Here is a 22,132-nt window from a genome sequence, read left to right as displayed (position 1 = left end):
CCGTGACTTTCCTTTGCCGTAAATGCTCTTGTATCGGCATATCCTGCCTTTATAACAAAACTAATATTAATAGAAATTAGAGATTGGTTCACGAAATTGTTTCAATAAAATTAAGGATATTTAGTTATAGTGCGTTGAGAGTGGCTAGTGTGTGATATGTAGCCGGATATACTTTTCTGGAAAGCTGTATTTGAACCTTTTCTTCGTCGGTAGGTGTTTTTTCGCCTGCTTGCAAACTTTACTATCTCCAGACGTTCTCACCTTTTTGATTCTTGCATAACCTTTAGAGTGCTTCATCTCAATCATCAGATCGCAATAACCCTCGAAATCAACATTACTCTTGTTGAGCCCTTTCATGACGGTGACTTTTATCTTTTTAGCTACAGGATTAACCAATGCATCGTCGGGAAAAGCGACTGGGGATAAAAAACATAATAGTAATACTAGATATCTCATACTGCTCTCTCTTTGTTGAGGGTGAGAACAGTATGCGGAGATTTAAGAGAAATGAAGGATTAACTTAGTATGAGGATTGACCAGCTAACGCGTAACTCTCAACGATTACGCTTTCTTTGAGCCTTTAGACTTAAAACCATTATGCGGGAACACGTTACGAATACGTTGCTGTACGTTTTTAGGAACATCTTTAGTGAACTTGAGATTGTAACCAGAACGTTTTGCATACACTTTTAGCTCGCCTTTAAAGATATTGTTATGACCAATCTCTTGAAGGTTGTGCTTAAAGCTCGGTGGAAGATGCCCTTTAACTTGTTCGATCGCCCCGTCGCTAAATTTAATTTTCAATACCGGTCGATCGACTGCTACTAACCAAAAAACTAATACCGCACCGATTAAGATTACGTACATCATAATGTCACCACTACTGTTGATGGTTATTTATCGTCAGAAAGGAGCTTGCTTAAGTCTTCTTTGAGGCTAGTCACCGTCTTGCTGGCCTGCTCACTACGAGACGCTTCGCTAACCAAATACTCGATGGCATCTGAGAGCGTACAACCTAGCTCGTTCGCACGTTGAGATAGCTTTTCCCATACACGGTAATCAAGGTCGATTGATTTCTTCTTTGTATGAACTTGTTCAGCATTGAAGTGGCGTTTTCGCTTAGCTCTGATCGCTTGTTTAAGCTTGTTATCGAGCTCAGGAGACATGTTGTTAGAGATCCACTCAAGAACACCCGTAGGCTGGTGTTCCAGCTTCAATAAGGCTTGAACAGCAACGTCAGCTTCACTTGAATCAATATGGCAAGTAATCGATTCACCTTCTTTCCACTTTTTGACCAGATAGTTCCATTTCCAACCACATTCCAAGTTTTCAAGTTGCTGATATTTCATGTCTAATCTCGAGAGTTAATCCTAGTGACAGCGTAACCCAGAATGGGTTATTTCACAATTATTGTCTTGAAAGAATAGACCAAGATCATACTTATATTAGCTTAGTGATTAGTAACTACCACATAGAGCTACAAGCGAGATCGGTTTTTCTATATACTCCCTACCTCATTATCATAATCAGAAACTTAAATGACTCAAGTAGATTGGCGACATGTTACGCCTCAGTACGACGAATATAGCGCTCAATTAGAGCAATTCCCTGACATCTCGCCTTTCCCGTTTTCAGATATTCAACATAGATTCAAAGATGCGCTAACCCGCTTTGTTCGCTTGTCTAACCTTTCGCGCGTTTTACTGGTAAATGCTCCGGACAATTCAATCTATCGTCAAATGATTGTTGAATCTCTAGTCACTGCTTTAGATGATCACACTCTGCCGGTTATCAAAACTGAGTCTTTAAATGCTGCCTCTCTATTTGACCAAGTTCAATCGAAAGACGGTAAGGTTATTGCGACAAAACCTGGCCTACTGGCTAGAGCAAACAACGGTTATCTGATCGTTTCAGCAAACCTGATCTTGGCAAACCCAGGAAGCTGGTTACTGCTTAAATCTGCGCTGCTTGGTGAAGCTGTAGAGCCTATCAGCAGTAACCCTGAACACTTGAATCAGTCGCCAACCTTACCTCTTACTTACAATATTAAGTTAATTGTAGTTGGAGACAGAGCTCAACTAGGTGACCTTGATTACCTAGACAGCGATATTCAAACCGGTTTTTGCCTATTCAGCGAAATTGAACAGGACATTAAGCTCTCAGAAGACACTCTGACTCAATATCTTGGTTACCTTAAGTGGCTTCAACAACGCTATGAATTACCAAACATCACGCAACAAGCGTTGACTGGCATTCTTACTGCCGGAGCAAGAGAAACCGAAGATCAAAGCTATATCCCACTGTGCCCTATTTGGCACAACGCGTTATTGAACGAAGCTTTGATTGAAGCCGACAATGGTGAGATTGATATTCACCATATCCAGCAAGCTCAACAGCACAAATACAACCGTGAATCTTATCTACCAGAACGCGCCCTTGATGATATTCGTGATGGCCAAGTCATTATCGAAACTGAAGGTGAACAAGTTGGTCAAGTTAATGGATTGACGGTCATCGATGTACCGGGGCACCCAATATCGTATGGTGAACCTGCACGAATTTCCTGTGTTATTCACTTTGGTGATGGTGATATTGCCGATGTTGAGCGCAAAGCCGAGCTGGGTGGTAATCTTCATGCTAAAGGCATGATGATCATGCAAGCATTTGTGAGCAGCGCACTAAACCTTGAAGATCCATTACCATACGCAGCTTCCGTAGTATTTGAGCAGTCTTACTGCGAAGTAGATGGCGATAGTGCTTCTCTTGCGGAGTTGTGTTCTCTGGTTAGTGCTTTGTCTGAATACCCTATCAATCAACAAATTGCGGTTACAGGTGCAGTTGACCAATTTGGACGTGTGCAAGCTGTTGGCGGGCTAAACGAGAAAATCGAAGGCTTCTACCATGTGTGTAAGCACAACGGCTTAACAGGCGAACAAGGTGTGATCCTTCCAAGATCGAACTTAAGGCATCTTGCACTAAAGCCTGACCTTATTGAAAGCATTAAGAATGAAGAATTCCATATTTGGTCTGTGTCTAATGTAGACGAAGCAATTCCTCTCATTATGAACAAACCATTTAGAGACGATGAACAAGAAAGCGTTCTGAGTAAAATCGCGGAACGTATTGAAAACTTTGAAAGACATGAGCACCCTATTGGAATCGTTGGACGCATTAAAAACTGGTTTGTCTAGTACTGATCGGACTTGTTTAGCGTACACCTGTTCACTAATATGCACCTATCAAAAATCGGAGTAATTGATAATGCAAAACAAACGTGATTCTTACACTCGCGAAGAGCTTCTAGCATCAAGCCAAGGCGAACTATGGCCACAAGGCCCTCAACTACCAGCACCGAACATGCTAATGATGGATCGCATCACTAAGATGTCTGAAACTGAAGGTGATTACGGTAAAGGTTTAGTTCTTGCTGAGCTGGATATTACTCCTGACCTATGGTTCTTCGATTGTCACTTCCCAGGTGACCCTGTAATGCCTGGTTGTCTAGGCCTTGACGCAATGTGGCAGCTGGTTGGTTTCTACCTTGGTTGGGTTGGCGGCGAAGGTAAAGGTCGTGCTCTAGGGGTTGGCGAAGTGAAATTCACTGGTCAAATTCTGCCTACAGCGAAAAAAGTAACTTACGAGATCCACATGAAGCGTGTTGTTAACCGTCGTCTAGTTATGGGCCTTGCGGATGGTCGCGTACTTGTTGATGGTAAAGAGATCTACGTTGCTAAAGATTTGAAAGTTGGCCTTTTCCAAGATACGTCAGCATTCTAATCTAATAGTTAGATTTTTAGTAAAGCAGCCCATGGCTGCTTTATTTTCGTTCCAATAAATTTAGTTATAGTGCATTAAAGTATCCCGTATTAAGCTTGAAACAGGATAAATCCACCAGCGATACGCTTATGATAGCGAAACTATAATACTTTATAGCTCTGGGGAGCTTATCACTCGTCTGAAACTAACAAGGCTCCAGCCGTTGTAATCAACAGACAATGGAGCCCTGACCTTGAATTCTTTACGCCCTATCTACTTATAGAGACCTGATTGCTTGTCATCTTTGGCGTCACGCCATCCACCTAACCAATAAGACCGAGAATCCATTTGGCTATATGGGCAAGCTTCTTGCGACCGTCCATTTAAACCAGCCTTGTAGCCTTGAGATTGTGCTCGTTCTAGTCGATCACGCTTTTGTCTCTTCATAGTGCAGTCCTCATACGGGTGTTCCATTTACTAACATACAATGATTACAACTTTACGGAGTTTTTGTGACTCCAACTTTAAGAATCGGTCAAATTTTCACTTTTCTCAAGGCGAAAAAAAGCCCGAGTTCAGAATTGTGAACTCGGGCTCAAGAGATAAAATTATTTAAATTTTCTGCGGAACCCTAATAGACCAAGCACAGTCAAAGTTAACCAACCTAGGCTACCACCTTGGCGCTCAACTTTCTCGGTGTCGGTGCTACGAGTTACTACGCTATCAATGTCAGAGCCAGTGTCATACCTTGCTCCCTTGATTGGGATAAGCTTAACAGCTACAACCTTTTCGACTGCGTTAGATGAGGCACCACCACAGTATGAGTTGTGTGATGTTGTGTCATAAGGCTTATCATTACCGTCGACTGTACATTTGATAGCCGTTGCTGAAATCACGCCAGCATCATTGATATCCGTCGCATCAATGATTCTAAATTGGTTATTGTGACTAGACGCATCACCATCATTTGTTAAGTCATCTAACCACCATGCTTTACCACCAAAAATATCAACACGGCGTTCATCAGTTGAAGACGGGAGATCGTAAGGGTAAATAAAGCCTCTATGTCTTCTTTCGCTGCCATCGACTTCACGCGTCGTTTCCGCATCGATCTGGCCAACAAGTTCATTGTAATTATTTACCGCTTTAGCTTCACCGCTTGAGCCACTGAAGAAGATACCGCCAGACAAATACGTTGCTGTTGGGTTTTTAGCATCCGTTACAATAAAAGGCTTATTACCGGCACTACCATTTTCAGGAACATAACCGTTACGTTTTGAATATCCAACTGCAAACAAGTTGTCGTTAATATCGGTTGCTACTGAGTTACTGTATCTAGCATCATCGTTAGATGAACCAGACTTAACCTCTGCACCGCTAATTTGTGTAGTTGTCCACGTTGCCGTAGCGAGATCGAGTGAAGTACTCACAAAGACACTTGCATTCATATCTTGTAGATCGCCGTTTCCATCAGCAGTATTATAGCCTACACCATAAAAAAGAGAGTCCGATTCAACAATTGAACGCATGCTGCCTTGGGCAAAATAATCGCCCTGTTGAGCGTTACCAGATCTAATCCAGTCGATCTCTTTCGTTATTGTGCCATCCCAAATAGCCGCCTTTGAACTAAACGTTGTATCTGACGTATCCGTTTTAGCTCCTTCCGTAGATACACTACCTACATTGTAAACTTTGTCGTTACTTGCTTTGATAGCGTGCCATGCACGAGTTTCCGAAGTGCCTGTTGGCCCATTTGGTGTAGTTGTGAACATCGCGTTATTACGAATACCACCTTCAGATTTAACCCCCAAAGGCTCAACTTCATCGGCATCGTTTATATAAAGCGAGTTAATTACCGTATTGCGGCTATCAAAGGTTTCGCCACCTTCAACAAAGGCTTTCGCATTGACATGAGTAAGGTCATTTCTTTCCTTACTCCAAGTGTCATTCCAACGGTTTTCAGCCCAACTTTCACATGTAGAATATCTCAGCTCTCGATAACAATAGTTTTCGAAATCATCACGCTCTTGAATGTACTGAAATGGTGCATCCATTGCGAATGGTACTTCTTCACGATAACTTACCGCTTCAAGCGTATCGCGAGTCTCACCAGCAAGTTTAAATGCACTATCGGTACAGTTGGTTGCAGCTGAATCGAAGCAACCTAACGCAAGCTCATTCGTTCCGTCTGTCGCAACACCAGGTTGAATCGCCACACCATAGATTTCAGAGGCACCTGTAATTGAAGGAGTGACTTCAACGACCTTGTAAAGCGCAGCATTGGCATTAGTTGCAGCAAAAACTAATGCTGCAACTGTTGTTAATTTAAATTTAGTACAAGTCATTATTACTTCTTAACTTTCCTGTTGTAGTGCCTCGAGCTCTTCCCAGCGCTCAAAAGCAACTTCAAGCTCCTGCTCTGCTGCAGATAGCTTATCTAATACTGGTTGTGTCTGCTCTACAGATTTTGAAAAGAAGCTTGGATCGTTGACTTCTTCCTGAAGAGTTTCAATTTGAGTTTCCAATTCTTCTAAACGCATTGGTAGCGCTTCTAGTTCTCGTTGTAGCTTATACGATAACTTCTTAGGTTTAGCCTTAACTGGCGCAGTTTTGGGAGTTTCCTCAACTACTTTCTCAGGCTTTGATGGCTTTTCAACCTGTCGGTACTCTAATGCTTGCTTTCTTTGCTGCTGAGCATCGTGGTAACCACCAACAAATTCTTCAATAACGCCATTACCCTCAAAGATCCAACTTGTCATCACTGTGTTATCAACAAACTGACGATCGTGACTCACTAAAAGCAGCGTACCCTGATAGTTGGCAAGCAAATCTTCTAAAAGTTCCAAAGTTTCGATATCTAGATCGTTGGTTGGCTCATCGAGAATCAACAAGTTGTTCGACTTAAGGAAAATACGCGCCAATAACAGACGGTTTTTCTCACCACCAGATAGTGCTTTAACAGGAGTGCGAGCACGTTTTGGAGAGAATAAGAAATCTTGTAAGTAGCTTAGAGCATGACGCTCACGGCCACCTACGGTCACTTCTTGCTTACCATCCGCGAGGTTATCAATTACAGACTTCTCAGGGTCTAGAATTTCGCGGTATTGGTCAAAGTAAGCGACTTCAAGCTTAGTACCACAATGCAAACGACCTGAATCAGGCTTAAGCTGGTCAAGAAGCAGCTTAAGTACCGTACTCTTACCACAACCGTTAGGACCAATCAGAGCGATACGATCGCCACGCATGATGTTGAAGCTGAAGTCCTTAACAATTTCTTTGCCTTCAAAGCCAAAGTTAAGATTCTCAGCTTCAAATACAATCTTGCCTGAACGCTGGCCATCGTCGATTTGGATAATCGCTTTGCCCTGCACTTCACGACGGTTCAAACGTTCTTCACGTAGCTTCTTAAGCGCACGAACACGGCCTTCGTTACGAGTACGACGAGCTTTGATGCCCTGACGAATCCAAACTTCCTCTTGAGCAAGCTTCTTATCGAATTCAGCGTTTTGCATTTCTTCAACACGAAGCGCCTCTTCTTTCTCAACAAGGTAATTTTCGTAATCGCCCGGGAAAGAGCTCAATTTACCGCGATCAAGATCGACAATACGTGTTGCCATCGATTTAATGAACGCACGGTCATGCGAGATAAAGATGATTGAACCGCGGAAGTCTTTCAGGAAGCCCTCTAACCATTCAATGGTTGCAACATCCAAGTGGTTAGTCGGTTCGTCGAGTAGAAGCACGTCAGGGTCACATACAAGCGCACGAGCAAGTGCCGCTTTACGTTGCCAACCACCAGACAAATCTGTCAGTTTGGTTTCAGCAGTCAGCTTAAGTGCTGCCAATACGTTACTTACACGATCTTCAAAACGCCATGCATTAGCATGATCCAGTTGTTCTTGAACGCGAGTAAGGCGGTTTAGATTCTTTTCACTTGGGTCTGTCGCGATGAGATCCAGAAGATCATGATAGATCTTCAGCTGTTCGCCGATTTCAGCAAGGCCACCAGCAACATAGTCATAAACTGTACCTTGTTCATTACGCGGTGGATCTTGTTCTAGACGAGACACAACCACATCTTGCGTGATTTGCATCTTACCGTCGTCCATGATGATGTTTCCAGATAGGATTTTCATCAATGTCGACTTACCAGCGCCATTGCGCCCTACTAAACATACACGTTCGTTTTCTTGCAGCACGAAGTCCGCACGATCTAATAATGGGTGATCACCAAACGCTAATTGCCCATTATGAATTGTAAGTAATGCCATTCTTCTTTAACCAATCATTAAGTTCTAACAAGCCAAATGGCCAGTTAAGCTCTGAGCTTTGAGAAAGGTCAGAGCTTTCAAATTTGAGCACCGGAATAGTGACCCCGTAACGGGAAAAGAGCTCATCATCAAATGCAATGTCAACAACGTTGACGTGATGGCTAATGTTTAACTGTTCCGTGAGTTGGAATGCCATCTCACATAGATGGCACCCTTCTGTACTGTAGAGAGTCAGCACTATATATCCTTATACGATCTCTTAACTACTTATGTGTAATCAACCAGCAGTTATGAATGTGCTTATTGCGAGAGAAGTCCAATGGAAGTGTCTTCGCTGAGATATTCTGAGCCTTAAGACCTAACTCATCTAGAGCTTCCAAGTCCATTTTGAAGTGACGCTTGTTGTTAGAGAACACAATCGTGCCTTCTTCACGAAGAAGACGTTTAAGGTTTTCCATCAGCTGAATGTGATCACGTTGAACATCGAAAGATTGATCCATACGCTTTGAGTTAGAGAACGTAGGTGGATCGATAAAGATCAGATCATAAGAACCCTGCTCTTTAGCTAGCCATTGTAGACAGTCAGCTTGAACAAACTGATGTTGACGACCAACACGACCGTTAAGCTCCATGTTCTCTTTCGCCCACTCTAGGTAGGTATTAGACATATCAACAGTAGTTGTAGAACGAGCACCACCCACAGCAGCATGAACAGATGCACTTCCTGTATAAGCAAACAAGTTTAGGAAATCCTTACCTGCGGCCATCTCACCGATACGACGACGAGTGATCTTATGATCTAGGAACAACCCGGTATCTAGGTAATCATGAAGATTAACAATCAGCTTAACGCCATACTCGTTCACTTCTAAGTTCGATGAGTCTTGAGCCAATTTCTGGTATTGAGAACGGCCTTTCTGTTTCTGACGAACTTTAAGCACAACGTTGTTTGCTTCTACGCCTGTTACTTGAATAGAAGCACGGATGATATCGGTTAAGCGACGTTTAGCCTTCTCTTCCGGTACATCTTTAGGCGCTGCGTATTCTTGAATCACAAGATGACCTGGGTATACATCAATCGCTACATTGTATTCTGGTAAGTCCGCATCGTAGATACGGTAGCAATCTAATTGCTCTTTCTTAGCCCACTTGCCAATTTTACCGATGTTCTTTTTAAGACGGTTCGCGAAGTCAGGAGCAATTAACTGTTCTTGCTCGCCCGTTGGACGTTCTGACATCGGACGATCTGAAATTGAGTAGTTCTTTTGGTGACACGGTAACGCACCGTTATTCAATTTGAACTGTTTGTCTGCACGCATGCGTAAGCAGCTCAGTAGTTCGTCTGAACTAGAGAAGATAGATGCGTTACAGCCGCCAAATTCAGCTTTAAGCTGCGCGCCAAATGCTGTGTAAAGAGCAATAAGACCCGGCTCTGTACCTAAACGCTCACCATAAGGTGGGTTAGAAACAATCACACCATCAGTAAACTCGGTAGGACGCTTAAGTTTTGCAGCATCACCTACTTCGAATTCAATCAACTCTTCAACACCAGCACGACGAGCACTGTCACGCGCTGTTTTGATCATGCGTTCGTCATTGTCATAGCCATAGAACTTACATTCTACTTTCTTAACGCCACGACGGCCTTGGACGTTCGCTTCTGCTTTAACTTCAGCCCAAAGCTCAGGCTCGAAATCTTCTAGTGATTCAAAACACCACTTCTGACGTTTAACACCCGGTGCTAGGTTTGCAGCCATCATTGCAGCTTCAATCACTAACGTACCTGAACCACACATAGGATCTAAGAAAGGTTTCGTTGCATCCCAACCACTACGAAGAAGGATTGCAGCAGCTAGTGTTTCACGCAGCGGAGCACGACCTGATTCTGGACGGTAGCCACGTTGGTGAAGACCGCTACCCACCATATCAACACCAAGAATCGCTTTATCACGGTGTAGACGAACGTGAATACGAACATCTGGGTTCTCTTTGCTGATAGAAGGACGAGGCAAAGACTTCTTCTCGAAGCAATCGACAACCGCATCTTTTACTTTCATCGCACCGTATTGGCTATTACGGATTTCGTTGTTCGTACCATTGAAGTCAACAACAAAACGCTTAGAGCTATGGAATTGATTTACCCAGTTAACCGCAGTGGTTGATAGGTACAAATCCATGTCGTCCATACAAGTGAATTCAGAAAGGACACGTACAAATCGAGAAGCCAAACGGCTCCACAAACAACAACGATAAATTTGCTCATTGGTGGCTTTGAATTTAACACCTGCTTGAACAGGTTTTGCGTTTGTAATCCCTAGTTGGGTTAGTTCTTCAACTAATAAATTCTCAAGGCCATTTGAGGTAACCGCTAGATATTGATTCATAGTGCTCTTTTATTGATAAAAATGAGCTCGATTATACCTGAATTTGTTACTAGAGCATCACACTAAACTCGTCTTTTCATTGAATCTTTCTTCTAACTGGCTAGCAAACACACAGTGTTGAAGCGATCGCTTACCCACATCCCCTTAGAACATAAGACTTATCAAACCAACACGATTCATGAGCAAATCCCCGTTAAAGCGACAATGTGAATTTATATTCACCCTAAAATTGGTATATACCAAATGAAGTTTGCAGGTGAAAGTTAGCTACAAAAGGACAAAAACAGGGAATAAAGATGGGTAAATTACACTTCTGGCGATAAAAACAGGCAGAAATTAAGGCGAAAAAATAGTCGTAAGTTCACTATTTAAATGGTTAAGCAGTGATGTATTTATCAGGATGAGGTTTTTTAGGCACAAAAAAATCGGCTAATGAGCCGATTTTGGGGAAGATTTGACAGGTTGATGCGTTGCGATGTGTTTGAGAAATGATGGACTAGATTGAAGGCTAACCGACCATCGCAATGTGCGTTTGATGAAGAATAGCGTTCGCGTCTATCATTCTATCGTGCATGACCTTAATCGAGTCGCCAAAGCGTAACCCTTTTGAAGGTGTAAGCAGAAACTCTTCTAGGTCGACAAATGCACATAGGCTCGCACACTCTCCCACTTCTAATACAATGAAATACCCTAAGCTATGCTCGTTATTCATTTGTACGATATCCCCTTCTTGAGGGTATTCGTGGCCAGCGCCCTGTGAGTCGAAGAACCAACTCTTAGGCTGTACAGGCTTGTGGAAGCGCTTTGCTGCCACGCAATAAAGCGCGAGTTCAGCTTGGCGAGGCTCAGACAGTTCTAAGCCAGAAATTTGTTCTTTGAAGGTTTGGTATGAAGATGCGTCATCAACGGTGAATTCATTATCTCTAAACGCGCAGTCCACCAGCTTATTTCGGACCAGATTCGTTTTGAAAATCATATCCTCTCCGAGGTTTAGCATTAATGAACATTGCTGCTCATCGTAATACCAACTCCATGTATCGCTAGGTTTAAGCATCATTTCGTCTCACACTGTTGAACCATTCCATTAGGTAAAACGCAAAATTACCTTCAATTACAGTAATTTTACTGAGCAATAGGCAAAAAAAAAGAGGAAATGAATTCCTCTTTCTTATCGCTTTTCTCTACAACTCAGTGAGTTACAGTGTCTCTTTTAGTAAGACGATGCCAGATTGTCGCTTTTCAAAAATAAAAGCAATTTTCAGCTTATAGATTTTTAACGATGTCGCCAACTAGGCCTGGGCCTTTGTAGATGAAACCAGAGTAAACCTGTACAAGCTTCGCGCCCGCCATCATTTTCTCTTTTGCAGCAACATACGAGTCAACACCACCTACTCCAATGATCGGCAGTTTGTCACCCAGCTCTTCGTGAAGTTTACGAACTACTTCAGTACTACGAGATTGAACAGGACGTCCACTTAGGCCACCCGCTTCATCACAATGTTTCATACCTTCAACGATTGAACGATCCAATGTTGTGTTTGTTGCGATCACACCATCGATCTTATTTTTGATCAATGATTCACAAATTTGGCGAATTTCGTCGTCGCTTAGATCCGGAGCAATCTTAAGAGCAAGAGGAACATATTTACCATGCTTCTCTTCCAGTTCAGATTGTTTCGTTTTAAGTTCAGACAATAGATCGTCTAGAGCTTCGCCGTATTGTAGAGAACGAAGTCCTGGAGTGTTTGGTGAAGAGATGTTCACAGCAATGTAACCAGCGTATTGATATACCTTCTCCATACAGATCAAGTAATCTTCAGCGCCCTTTTCAATTGGTGTGTCTTTATTCTTACCAATGTTAATGCCTAAGATGCCATCGTAGTTCGACTTCTTAACATTCTCAACAAGGTTGTCGACGCCTAGGTTGTTAAAACCCATGCGGTTGATGATACCTTCAGCTTCAACAAGACGGAATAAACGAGGTTTGTCGTTACCCGCTTGCGGACGCGGAGTCACTGTTCCTACTTCTACGAAACCAAAACCCATTGCGCCAAATGCATCAATACATTCGCCGTTTTTATCTAGGCCAGCAGCAAGGCCAACTGGGTTTTTAAAAGTAAGACCCATGCACTCTACAGGTCGGTGAGGTAATTGTTGGCGATACAAAAGATCAATAGGTGTGCCTGTGAAGCGCTTGAAATTTTGAATTGCAAGATCATGTGCCTTTTCGGCATCAAGTTGGAAAAAGCCAGTTCTGGCTAGACGGTAAAGCATTGTGCCTCCGATAGAAAAAAGCCCCGTGTAAACGGGGCGCTATTATTTACTTATTTACCCAACTATTCAATCTATTACTGTCTGTAAGGGTAAGATAATCAAGTTTGCTAACGAATGAGGTTCATTATTAAGCAAACGTTATCGTTTCTTCAAGTTATTAAGCCATTTCTAATCTCAACCTTAGTACAGCCATCAGGTCACTTAACAACAAACAACGTTTGCGTCGAAGTTTGTTCTTCAAAAGTCGTTAGGCCTATTGTTTCCACTTTACCGAAACGAAAAAGGCAGACCTTTTGGCCTGCCCTTATACTTTTTCGTCTTATCTAGTAACTAGTCTTTTGACATGCAGTTTAGATTCAACAGCATCAATTCACGCAGTGCTACTGAGAACTTAGCAAACTCATGAACAGAACCTACTTTGAATTCGTTTAGGATGCTTTCCCAACGATGTAGAGAAACAGAGTTACTTTCCATCCAGTCATCAAGCGCTTTAATCACATCGATATCTGAAGCACAACCACAGTTAAGTACTTGACCAGTTAACTGGCGTTGCTGCCAATCCAGATCTTCTCTGAATGCTGCACGCGCCAGTGCTTGCCAGTTGTTGTCTATAGCTTGGCCATTGATTTGCTTCAAGAACCAGTGCAGTGACAAACGGTCGCCTAGGTTGAAGTAAAGCTTAGACGCTTGCTGTACTGTTTTACCTGTTTCACGAGCCACTGTGGATATATCCAGTGCTGAGTACAGGCTAGACAAACGAGCCACTGAATTAGCCAGCTCAGCGTTTACACCTTGGTCAATCCATACTTGAGCCATTGCTTGATGCTCTTCTACTTCTGAAGCCACTAGGTTTTCATCCAGCTTCTCAGTAATTGCGACGACATCACCTTGGTAAAGCTCAATCAATGCATTCACTGACTGTTTACCGGTACGGTTTCTTAGCAACCAGCGTGCTAGACGACGAAGCGTACGACGTACATGGTAAAGCAATTCGTATTGAGCTTCAGAACTTGAGATGTTGTCCAGTTCACGGATGCTCTTCAATACCTTACCCAGGCCGTAGATTTCACGTGATGCCGCGTAAGCATTCGCAATATCAACAATGTTCGCGCCGGTCTCTTCTTGCAAGCGAGTCACGAAGTTACAGCCCATCTCGTTAACCATTTGGTTAGCAAGCGCAGTCGCAATGATCTCTGCACGAAGTGGATGGTTATCCATGTGCTGAGAGTAGTTACGGCGTAACTCTGTTGGGAAGTATTGCATCAGTTGTTGAGCATGGAACTCATCATTCGCAATGTCATCACTCACAAGATCTTCTTTTAGAACCATTTTACCGTAAGCGATCAATACTGATAGCTCTGGTCTTGTTAGTGCTTGGCCCTGCTTCTCACGTTCTAGCAGCGTTTCGTCATCTGGGATGTATTCCAAACCACGGTCTAAGTACCCGGCTTTTTCCATTGTGTGGATAAAGCGGATTTGCTCTTTCACTAAGCCTACACCTTGATGCTCAGTAACAGAGATAGACTCAGCTTGGCAGTAAGCGTCGTCTAGTACGATTTCACCTACTTCATCTTCCATAGATTCAAGAACTTGGTTACGTTGCTTAACGGTAAGATCACCATTAGACACCAAGCCATTCAAGAAGATCTTAATGTTAACTTCGTTATCCGAGCAATCTACACCACCAACGTTATCGACAAAGTCAGTATTAACTCGACCGCCCGTTAGAGCGTATTCAATACGACCCAATTGAGTCATACCCAAGTTACCGCCTTCACCAACAACCTTAGCTTTCAGGTCACGGCCATCGATACGTAGCACGTCATTTGCACGGTCACCCACATCGGTATGAGTCTCACTAGAAGACTTAACGTAAGTACCAATACCGCCGTTCCAAAGTAGATCAACTTTCATAGACAAGATCGCTTTGATCAAGTCGTTTGGTGCCATTGATGCTTTCTTGGTACCCAGCATTTTCTGAATTTCAGGTGTCAAAGAGATAGACTTCGCTCGGCGAGAGAAGATGCCACCACCTTGAGAAATCAGGTCTTTATTGTAATCTTCCCAACTTGAACGAGGCAGATTAAACAGACGGTCACGCTCTACCCAGCTTGATGCTGATTCTGGATTCGGGTCAATGAAGATGTGCATGTGGTTAAACGCAGCTTGCAAGCGAATGTGCTTAGATAGCAGCATACCGTTACCAAATACGTCACCCGCCATATCACCCACACCAATGGCAGTGAAGTCTGTGCTTTGACAGTTAATACCCATTTCGCGGAAGTGACGTTTAACCGATTCCCAGCCACCTTTCGCCGTGATACCCATGGCTTTGTGGTCGTAACCGTTAGAGCCACCCGATGCAAACGCATCACCTAGCCAGAAGTTGTACTCTTCAGCTACTGAGTTCGCTAGATCTGAGAATGTCGCGGTGCCTTTATCGGCTGCAACAACCAAGTATGGGTCATCTTCATCGTGACGAACAACGCTCTTAGGTGGGATAACCTCACCTTCAATGATGTTGTCTGAAACGTCTAGCAATGCACGGATGAAGCGCTTGTAACAACGTTGACCTTCAGCAAAGATCTCGTCTCGGCCAGACATCATGTGTTGACGCTTACAAACGAAACCACCTTTAGCACCAACCGGTACGATAACCGTGTTCTTAACTTGTTGCGCTTTAACTAGGCCTAGAATCTCAGTACGGAAGTCCTCTTGACGGTCTGACCAACGTAAACCACCGCGTGCTACTTTACCGCCACGTAAATGCACACCTTCAATGTCTGGTGCGTAAACGAAGATCTCAAACGCAGGAACCGGCGCAGGGATATCTGGAATCTCGCTTGGTCTCATTTTCAGAGCCAACCAAGGTTTAGACTGCTTATTCTCGTCTACTTGGTAGTAGTTAGTACGAAGCGTTGCAGTGATCATTTCCATGTAGCGACGAATGATACGATCATCATCCAAGCTTTCTACATGATCCAACTGTTCAGTGATCTTCTTAATAAGATCTTGTTGGCCTTTTACGCTGCCCTTCAGTTTCGGGTTAAAACGCTTGCCGAATAGGCTCACTAGCCCTTTCGCTAATTCTGGGTAATGAGACAATGTGTCTTCAATGTATTGTTGGCTGAATGGGAAACCAACTTGACGCATGTAACGAGCATAAGCACGTAAGATTGAGATTTCACGGCCAGAAAGACCAGCGCCAAGTACTAAGCGGTTGAAACCATCGCTGTCTAACTCACCCGCCCAGATTGCCGCAAAGGCTTGTTGGAAAAGATCGCGAGCTTCACGAAGATCAATGGTCTTATCGCTCTTGTGCAGCATAGAGAAATCAAGGATCCAATAGGTCACACCGTTGGTTTTACGCACTTCATATGGAGATTCACCGATAACGCGTAGGCCAAAGTTTTCAAGCATTGGCATAACATCAGAAAGGTGAATTGGCTCATCGCTGTGATAGAACAACTTCAAACGAACGGCTTTTGAATCTGCCGCTTCTTCTTGAGGACGGTAGAAAAGCATACCCAGTTTGTTGTCTTCACTTAGCGCTTCTAAACGTTCAATGTCGGCAACAGCAGAACCTGGCATCATGTCTTCTTTGTACGAACGTGGGAATGCACGCATGTACTCTTTCGACAATGGAAGACCTTTGCTTTCACCGAAGTTTGCAATGATAGATTCAGACAGACGGTCATCCCACGTAGACGATACTTCCATTAAATTTTGCTCAATTGTTTTCACGTCCACATCCATGTTGTTGTTATCAACACGAACAATATAGTGCGTTCTTGCTAGCGGGCTTTCAGAGAAGTACGTTGTAAATTCAACCTCTTCTTCACAACCAAAGTACTGTTTCAAGATGCGCTGTGTTTGGCGACGAAGCTCAGTGTTGTAACGATCTTTTGTTACGTAAACCATGCAGCTAAAGAAACGACCAAACGGGTCTTTGCGAACAAACAAACGCAGGAGATCGCGATCTTGCATTTGTACTACGCCCGTACCAACTTCTAATAACTCTTCTTCTCGAGCTTGCAGCAGTTCATCACGTGGGTAGTTTTCAAGAATGTTGTGCAGTGCTTTGTAAGAGTATGAACCTTCACGGTAACCACTCGCATCCAAAATACGTTCTACTTTCTCGCGAACAAGAGGAATCGTTTCAACGGTTTGGTTATAAACGGCAGATGTGTAAAGACCAGTAAAGCGGTGCTCACCAATGACCTTACCGTTCTTATCGAACTTCTTAATACCAATGTAATCGTTGTAAGCTGGGCGGTGAATGCGTGAAGCCGTGTTGCCCTTGGTTACGATAAGTACATACGGTTTTTTCGCTTCTAAACGTGCCGAGTCAGAAAACTCCGACAGCTTAACGTTGCGTACGCGATCTGAATTTGCGAACAAACCAAGGCCTTGCTCCTTAGTCGGCTGCAGTTCAGTGTCACCATTTACAGACACAAGATCGTATTCCTTGTAACCCATAAACGTAAAGTTGTGTTCGCCTAACCAACGAAGGAAAGCCAATGTTTCATCAAAGCGCTGGCCGTCTACTGGAATGCTCTCTTTTTGCTGTTCAACTTGATTGGTCACTTCTTCAAGTCTTTCAACCATCTTCAACCAATCGTTCACGACTAAGCTAGTGTCGGTAAAAATATCCAGCAGTTCCGTTTTAAGTGCCGTCATTTCAGCTTTGCTGCTAAGACGGTCAACTTCGATATGGAAAAGCGATTGGAATGCACCTTCGTTATTGCTTACACCGACAACACTGCCCTTATCTGAGCGAGAGATTTGTGTTGGGTTATGAAGCATAAGGTGAGAAGAAAGGTCTAGGCGAGTCAATGCCATTTTTACGGAATCAACAAGGAATGGGCTGTCTGGAACGACTATCTCAACGATAGTATGAGTAGACTGCCAACCTTGACGACTTACCGTCGGGTTGAAAACGCGTACAGAGATTTCGTCGGCTTTCTTTTCATTGATGTGATGCCATAAGCTAACTACAGCACCGTATAAATCGGATTCGTTTCTCTGAGTTAGATCGTCGTGAGAAACGTTACTAAACAAGTGTTGAGCAAGTTGAGTTACGAGAGGTCGATGAGCAAGGTCAAGTTTGTCTTGAATCAGCTTGTAAACTTTTTCAAGTAAAACTGGAACCACAGTTTCACGTGCGGTCATAGTCACACTCCACAATTAGAATTATATTTTATTATTAGGGGGATCACTTAATCTGGTGTTTGAAACGTGCCGTTGAGCTCTTTTCTACTAACGAGTTAAGCAAAGGTAATGCATTCATTTATTGTAAAAGCATTATTGAAAAATAGTTAATTGTTTTGGAGGTGGTAAGAGCTGAAATGTTTGATTATGTGATTAAGATTCCTTTTAACTCACTAGGCATGCCAAGGTTTACAGAGCTTCTAACTTAATAAACTTATTTTTTTGGTCAGTTGTCAGCCTAAACTGCCCTCTAACCCCTATTTGTGTAAGAAATGGTCTGAACCGAGTTGCAGGTAACTGTAAGCGTAAACCTGTTGTTGTTATCACTTGAACTTTACTTGCCGTACCAGAATAGCTGGCCAAAAACTGCTGATATGAGATGTTAAGTTGGAAAATATAGCGATTCATACGATACCTGTATAAATATACAGTGCCAGTGTTTTTTGGCACTTTTAGATGTCTGACGGTGAAACTGAACTTGAAGCTGCTCTAGCTTATCGAAAATTCGATGAACCAGAAACAAAAAATCAGTGGCAGATATTCTCTACCACTGATGACCTTTCGTTGTAGCAAACAGTTTATTAGTAAACCGCTTATTAGCAAACAGTTACCTGAATGCGCGCTGACTTAAGCCTCTAGTGCTTTCGTCACTTTCTCAAACAAGTCTTTTGCTAGGTTGTCCATGTTCTTTAACGTCTCTAGTTCTTTTTTGATCAGAGCTTGGCGTTCATCGTCGTACTTACGGAATTTAAGAAGTGGATCAATCAGACGTGAAGCCACTTGCGGGTTGCTGCTGTTCAGTTCACGTAAGATCTCGCCTGCAAATGCATAGCCTTGACCAGACTTGTCGTGGAATTGAACCGGGTTCATGTTTAAGAATGAACCGACCAAGTTACGGGTACGGTTCGGGTTCTTCAAACTGAACGCCTGGTGCGACATCGACGCTTTGATCACTTCAAGTGCGTTTGAACTTGGGTTTGTACCTTGCAATGCAAACCACTTATCCATAACAAGACCATCGTGTTTCCACTTGTCACTGTAATCCACCATCAAGGTTTCACGACATGGTAGTTGTGCACTGTTTGCCGCGCCCATTGCTGCCATCGTATCTGTCATGTTGTTTGCTTGCTGGTACATCGCAACAACCAAGTCATTACCCTGCTCTGTATGTGCTAAGTAACTTAGGCAAACTTTACGTAGAGTACGCTTACCAATCGAATCGTGATCGACCGTGTATTCTGTTAGTGCGTGGCTGTGATAAACCGCCGCTAACTCGTCTTCAAGTTCTGCAGCTAATGTAACTTTCATCGAGTTAAGAACCGATGCGACCGCATCAATATCAACACGCTCATACCAACCTGATACTTCATTGTGGCTTGGTAGAGAGAGCATTTCTGCAATAAACGCAGGCTCTAGTGAATCACTCAGCAGTACGCCACGGAATGCATCAACAACAGAATCAGAAAGCTCAAACGCTTGACCCTGTTGAACCTTCTCAACGTTACTGCGGATGTACTTCGCTAATAGCATTTGACCCGCATCCCAACGAGAGAACTCATTGCGTGCATTTACCATTAGGAAGATCAGTTCTTCATCTGAATAGTTGTACTCCAGTTTCACTGGCGCAGAAAATTCACGAAGTAATGATGGGATCGGTTGCTCAGAAACGTTTTCAAACACGAACGTTTGCTCTGCTTCTTTCACATCTAATACATTATGAACTGGCTTACCGTTACATTGTAACTCAACAACTTCACCCGCAGCTGTGTACAGCTCGATATCAAGAGGAATATGCAGAGCCTGCTTTTCCGTTTGCTCATGAGTTGGCGCTGTTACTTGGCGAGTTGTTAACGTGTACTGTTTCTTCTCTGCGTCGTACTTACTTTCAACAGACAGCGTCGGCGTACCAGATTGGCTGTACCATAAACGGAACTGAGATAGGTCGATGCCCGACGCATCTTCCATTGCCGCGACGAAGTCTTCACATGTTGCAGCCGTACCATCGTGACGTTCGAAGTACAGCTTCATGCCTTTTTGGAAACCATCTTCGCCCAACAATGTGTGGATCATACGGATCACTTCACTGCCCTTTTCGTACACGGTCAAAGTATAGAAGTTATTCATTTCTATCACTTTTTCTGGACGAATTGGATGAGACATTGGGCTAGCATCTTCTGCAAATTGTGGACCGCGAATGATACGTACATTGTTAATACGGTTTACTGCGCGAGAACCAAGATCAGATGAGAATTCTTGGTCACGGAATACCGTTAAGCCTTCTTTCAGACTTAACTGGAACCAATCGCGACACGTCACTCGGTTACCTGTCCAGTTGTGGAAATATTCATGGCCGATTACTGCTTCAATACCTAGGTAATCTGTATCCGTTGCAGTTTGGTCGTTTGCTAGAACGAACTTCGAATTGAATACGTTCAAGCCTTTGTTTTCCATCGCACCCATGTTGAAGAAATCAACGGCTACGATCATGTAGATGTCTAAGTCGTATTCAAGATTGAAACGTTCTTCGTCCCACTTCATTGAGTTAATCAAAGAAACCATCGCGTGGCTCGCACGGTCTAGATTGCCTTTATCAACAAAGATTTCTAGGTCAACTTTACGACCCGATTGTGTAGTGTATGCGTCACGAAGTACATCAAAGTCACCCGCTACTAAAGCAAACAAGTACGCTGGTTTTGGATGTGGGTCTTGCCACTTCACCCAATGACGACCGTTTTCACCTTCACCTTCATCTACACGGTTACCATTACTTAATAAGAATGGGTTCTCTGCTTTGTCTGCAATTACCGTTGTAGTGAATTTCGCCAACACATCTGGGCGATCCATGTAGTAAGTGATACGGCGGAAACCTTCAGCTTCACATTGAGTACAGAACGCGCCACCCGACTTGTACAAGCCTTCAAGTGCACTGTTCCCTTCAGGGTTAACTTCGGTAACGATGGTTAGAGTAAATTCTTTTGGAAGGTCATTCAGCGTAAGTTGAGTTTCAGACTGCTCGTACTGAGTCCATTCGTTGCCTTCAACCAAAACAGAAACCAACTTCAAGCCTTCACCATCAAGTACTAATGTCGTGCTGTCTTTCTCCTGCTTAACACTAGAAACAGCCGTAACAATGGATGCTGAGTCGTACAAATCGAAAGTAAGATCGATTTCAGAAATCGTGTGAGATGGTGATTGATAATCTTTACGATACTTGGCTTGAGGTGTATGTGCCATGACGGGTTCCTTTTGATCGTTATACGTAATTATTTTTTAACTGTATATATCTAAAGGTTGAGCGCCAATAAAACAAGGGGAATATTAAAAAAAGGAGGCATTGTAAGAAAATGCCTCCATGTTTTGCTATTTTATCAATCAAATCAGACAGGAACGCCTAAGAAATGTACTGTGCACAATATTATCAACGAGTACGCCGTTACTGCTAAAACTCACGATTATCGAATGCGATTGAGTACCGCAAACATATCTCCCTCTTCACCTTGCAGCGTTAACACATCGCTGTTCAGTGTATATCGAGTGCCGTGTTCACCGTTCTCATAAAGTAACACTAGTTGATCGCCTTCTGTGTAATACACCCCGCGACGAATGACTTCACCACCTTCTTCATCTGATACTCGGAACATGAATATAAAGTCCGGCTGAAGGACTAAATCCATTTTTTGAATGTTACTCGCACGTAGATCGCTTCCAGACAGTTGGGCACTTGACCAGATTCCCGCCAATGCATTTGGCAAGGCCTTGGTGAACATAACACCGTTAAGATTCAGCATGTTGTGATTACTGCTGTACGCGTAAACCTGAGGTTCTGAGGTATTCAAACCCAAAATAATCGTGTCTTCATTGGCGTTATACAAACCTTCCCAATGATCGACACTGTAGTCTTTCTTTTGGATATCGATAGTGAATGAGTAGTTTGAATCAAGAGTGAGCTTGATCGCTCTAAAGTTTTCAGTGCCTTGCTCAGGATCAGGATTCATCAAATACCAATCACCAAGCAACAGAGGAAGGTCAAAATGAGATAGATTACTATCACTTTTTGATTGTTGGCTACTCGAAGCGACCTCGCTCCCAAAAGCCACAAAACTTAAACAAGATAAAAATAGTAGAATCCATTTCATAAGCGTCCCCTCGTTTTCTTTAAGCTTAGGCACGTAATGAATAGAAAGCGAAAAAATATGATCTAAGTCACTAAATTTTAAGTGCGAAGTAACTTAAATG

At 43.2% G+C, this 22,132-nt stretch carries 16 protein-coding genes; 2 read left to right on the top strand and 14 right to left on the bottom strand.

Going from position 1 to position 22,132, the window contains the following annotated elements:
* Nucleotides 1-144: 144 nt before the first annotated feature.
* From AB4493_RS03455 to matP, 3 genes are all read right to left on the bottom strand, one after another.
* A complete protein-coding gene (locus AB4493_RS03455) occupies nucleotides 145-456 on the bottom strand; it encodes a hypothetical protein (RefSeq protein ID WP_017059671.1) in 312 nt (103 codons plus the stop codon).
* Between the two features lie 105 nt (nucleotides 457-561).
* Nucleotides 562-870, bottom strand: coding sequence for a DUF3634 family protein (locus AB4493_RS03450; protein ID WP_372126218.1), 309 nt, complete (start codon nucleotides 868-870; stop codon nucleotides 562-564).
* Between the two features lie 23 nt (nucleotides 871-893).
* A complete protein-coding gene (gene matP, locus AB4493_RS03445; RefSeq protein WP_010440786.1) occupies nucleotides 894-1,349 on the bottom strand; it encodes a macrodomain Ter protein MatP in 456 nt (151 codons plus the stop codon).
* Between the two features lie 189 nt (nucleotides 1,350-1,538).
* On the opposite strand from matP, the gene AB4493_RS03440 reads away from it, so the two are divergent.
* Both AB4493_RS03440 and fabA read left to right on the top strand, forming a co-directional pair.
* Nucleotides 1,539-3,191 carry a Lon protease family protein gene (locus tag AB4493_RS03440; protein WP_017066880.1) on the top strand — a complete coding sequence of 551 codons (1,653 nt, stop codon included), beginning with the start codon at nucleotides 1,539-1,541 and terminating at the stop codon, nucleotides 3,189-3,191.
* A gap of 70 nt (nucleotides 3,192-3,261) precedes the next feature.
* Nucleotides 3,262-3,777 carry a bifunctional 3-hydroxydecanoyl-ACP dehydratase/trans-2-decenoyl-ACP isomerase gene (gene fabA / locus AB4493_RS03435; protein ID WP_017059675.1) on the top strand — a complete coding sequence of 172 codons (516 nt, stop codon included), beginning with the start codon at nucleotides 3,262-3,264 and terminating at the stop codon, nucleotides 3,775-3,777.
* A 252-nt stretch (nucleotides 3,778-4,029) separates the two neighbouring features.
* Here fabA and rmf read toward each other — a convergent pair whose 3' ends face one another.
* The 11 genes from rmf to AB4493_RS03380 form a co-directional block, all read right to left on the bottom strand.
* Nucleotides 4,030-4,203 (bottom strand): ribosome modulation factor, encoded by a 174-nt coding sequence (gene rmf, locus AB4493_RS03430; RefSeq protein ID WP_017059676.1) that lies wholly within the window; start codon nucleotides 4,201-4,203, stop codon nucleotides 4,030-4,032.
* Between the two features lie 161 nt (nucleotides 4,204-4,364).
* On the bottom strand, nucleotides 4,365-6,101 hold the full coding sequence (locus tag AB4493_RS03425) for a DUF3466 family protein (RefSeq protein WP_372082593.1): 1,737 nt from the start codon (nucleotides 6,099-6,101) through the stop codon (nucleotides 4,365-4,367).
* Nucleotides 6,102-6,110: 9 nt separating this feature from the next.
* Nucleotides 6,111-8,027 carry an ABC transporter ATP-binding protein gene (locus AB4493_RS03420; RefSeq protein ID WP_017068914.1) on the bottom strand — a complete coding sequence of 639 codons (1,917 nt, stop codon included), beginning with the start codon at nucleotides 8,025-8,027 and terminating at the stop codon, nucleotides 6,111-6,113.
* Nucleotides 8,005-8,265, bottom strand: a complete 261-nt coding sequence (locus AB4493_RS03415; RefSeq protein ID WP_019823251.1) for a glutaredoxin family protein — start codon at nucleotides 8,263-8,265, stop codon at nucleotides 8,005-8,007. The genes AB4493_RS03420 and AB4493_RS03415 overlap by 23 nt, the downstream gene beginning before the upstream one ends.
* Before the next feature lie 25 nt (nucleotides 8,266-8,290).
* Complete coding sequence (gene rlmKL / locus AB4493_RS03410; RefSeq protein WP_372154521.1) at nucleotides 8,291-10,411, bottom strand: bifunctional 23S rRNA (guanine(2069)-N(7))-methyltransferase RlmK/23S rRNA (guanine(2445)-N(2))-methyltransferase RlmL; 2,121 nt, start codon at nucleotides 10,409-10,411, stop codon at nucleotides 8,291-8,293.
* A 508-nt stretch (nucleotides 10,412-10,919) separates the two neighbouring features.
* A complete protein-coding gene (locus AB4493_RS03405; protein ID WP_017059680.1) occupies nucleotides 10,920-11,468 on the bottom strand; it encodes a cell division protein ZapC in 549 nt (182 codons plus the stop codon).
* A gap of 206 nt (nucleotides 11,469-11,674) precedes the next feature.
* Complete coding sequence (gene pyrD / locus AB4493_RS03400) at nucleotides 11,675-12,685, bottom strand: quinone-dependent dihydroorotate dehydrogenase (RefSeq protein ID WP_017063847.1); 1,011 nt, start codon at nucleotides 12,683-12,685, stop codon at nucleotides 11,675-11,677.
* 330 nt (nucleotides 12,686-13,015) lie between these two features.
* Nucleotides 13,016-17,857 carry an NAD-glutamate dehydrogenase gene (locus tag AB4493_RS03395; protein WP_372154520.1) on the bottom strand — a complete coding sequence of 1,614 codons (4,842 nt, stop codon included), beginning with the start codon at nucleotides 17,855-17,857 and terminating at the stop codon, nucleotides 13,016-13,018.
* Nucleotides 17,858-18,085: 228 nt separating this feature from the next.
* Nucleotides 18,086-18,304: a DUF2835 domain-containing protein gene (locus AB4493_RS03390; RefSeq protein WP_081325156.1), complete on the bottom strand. Its 219-nt coding sequence runs from the start codon at nucleotides 18,302-18,304 to the stop codon at nucleotides 18,086-18,088.
* A 219-nt stretch (nucleotides 18,305-18,523) separates the two neighbouring features.
* Entirely contained in the window at nucleotides 18,524-21,130 is a 2,607-nt protein-coding gene (pepN, locus tag AB4493_RS03385) for an aminopeptidase N (protein WP_372154519.1), read from the bottom strand.
* 218 nt (nucleotides 21,131-21,348) lie between these two features.
* Nucleotides 21,349-22,032 carry a hypothetical protein gene (locus AB4493_RS03380; RefSeq protein ID WP_017059686.1) on the bottom strand — a complete coding sequence of 228 codons (684 nt, stop codon included), beginning with the start codon at nucleotides 22,030-22,032 and terminating at the stop codon, nucleotides 21,349-21,351.
* Nucleotides 22,033-22,132 lie beyond the last annotated feature (100 nt).

Origin of the sequence: Vibrio sp. 10N.222.55.A1 (assembly GCF_041473835.1) — a bacterium.
Classification (GTDB): domain Bacteria; phylum Pseudomonadota; class Gammaproteobacteria; order Enterobacterales; family Vibrionaceae; genus Vibrio; species Vibrio crassostreae_C.
Note: the sequence above shows the minus strand (reverse complement) of the source record. Positions and strands in the feature narration are given on the sequence as shown.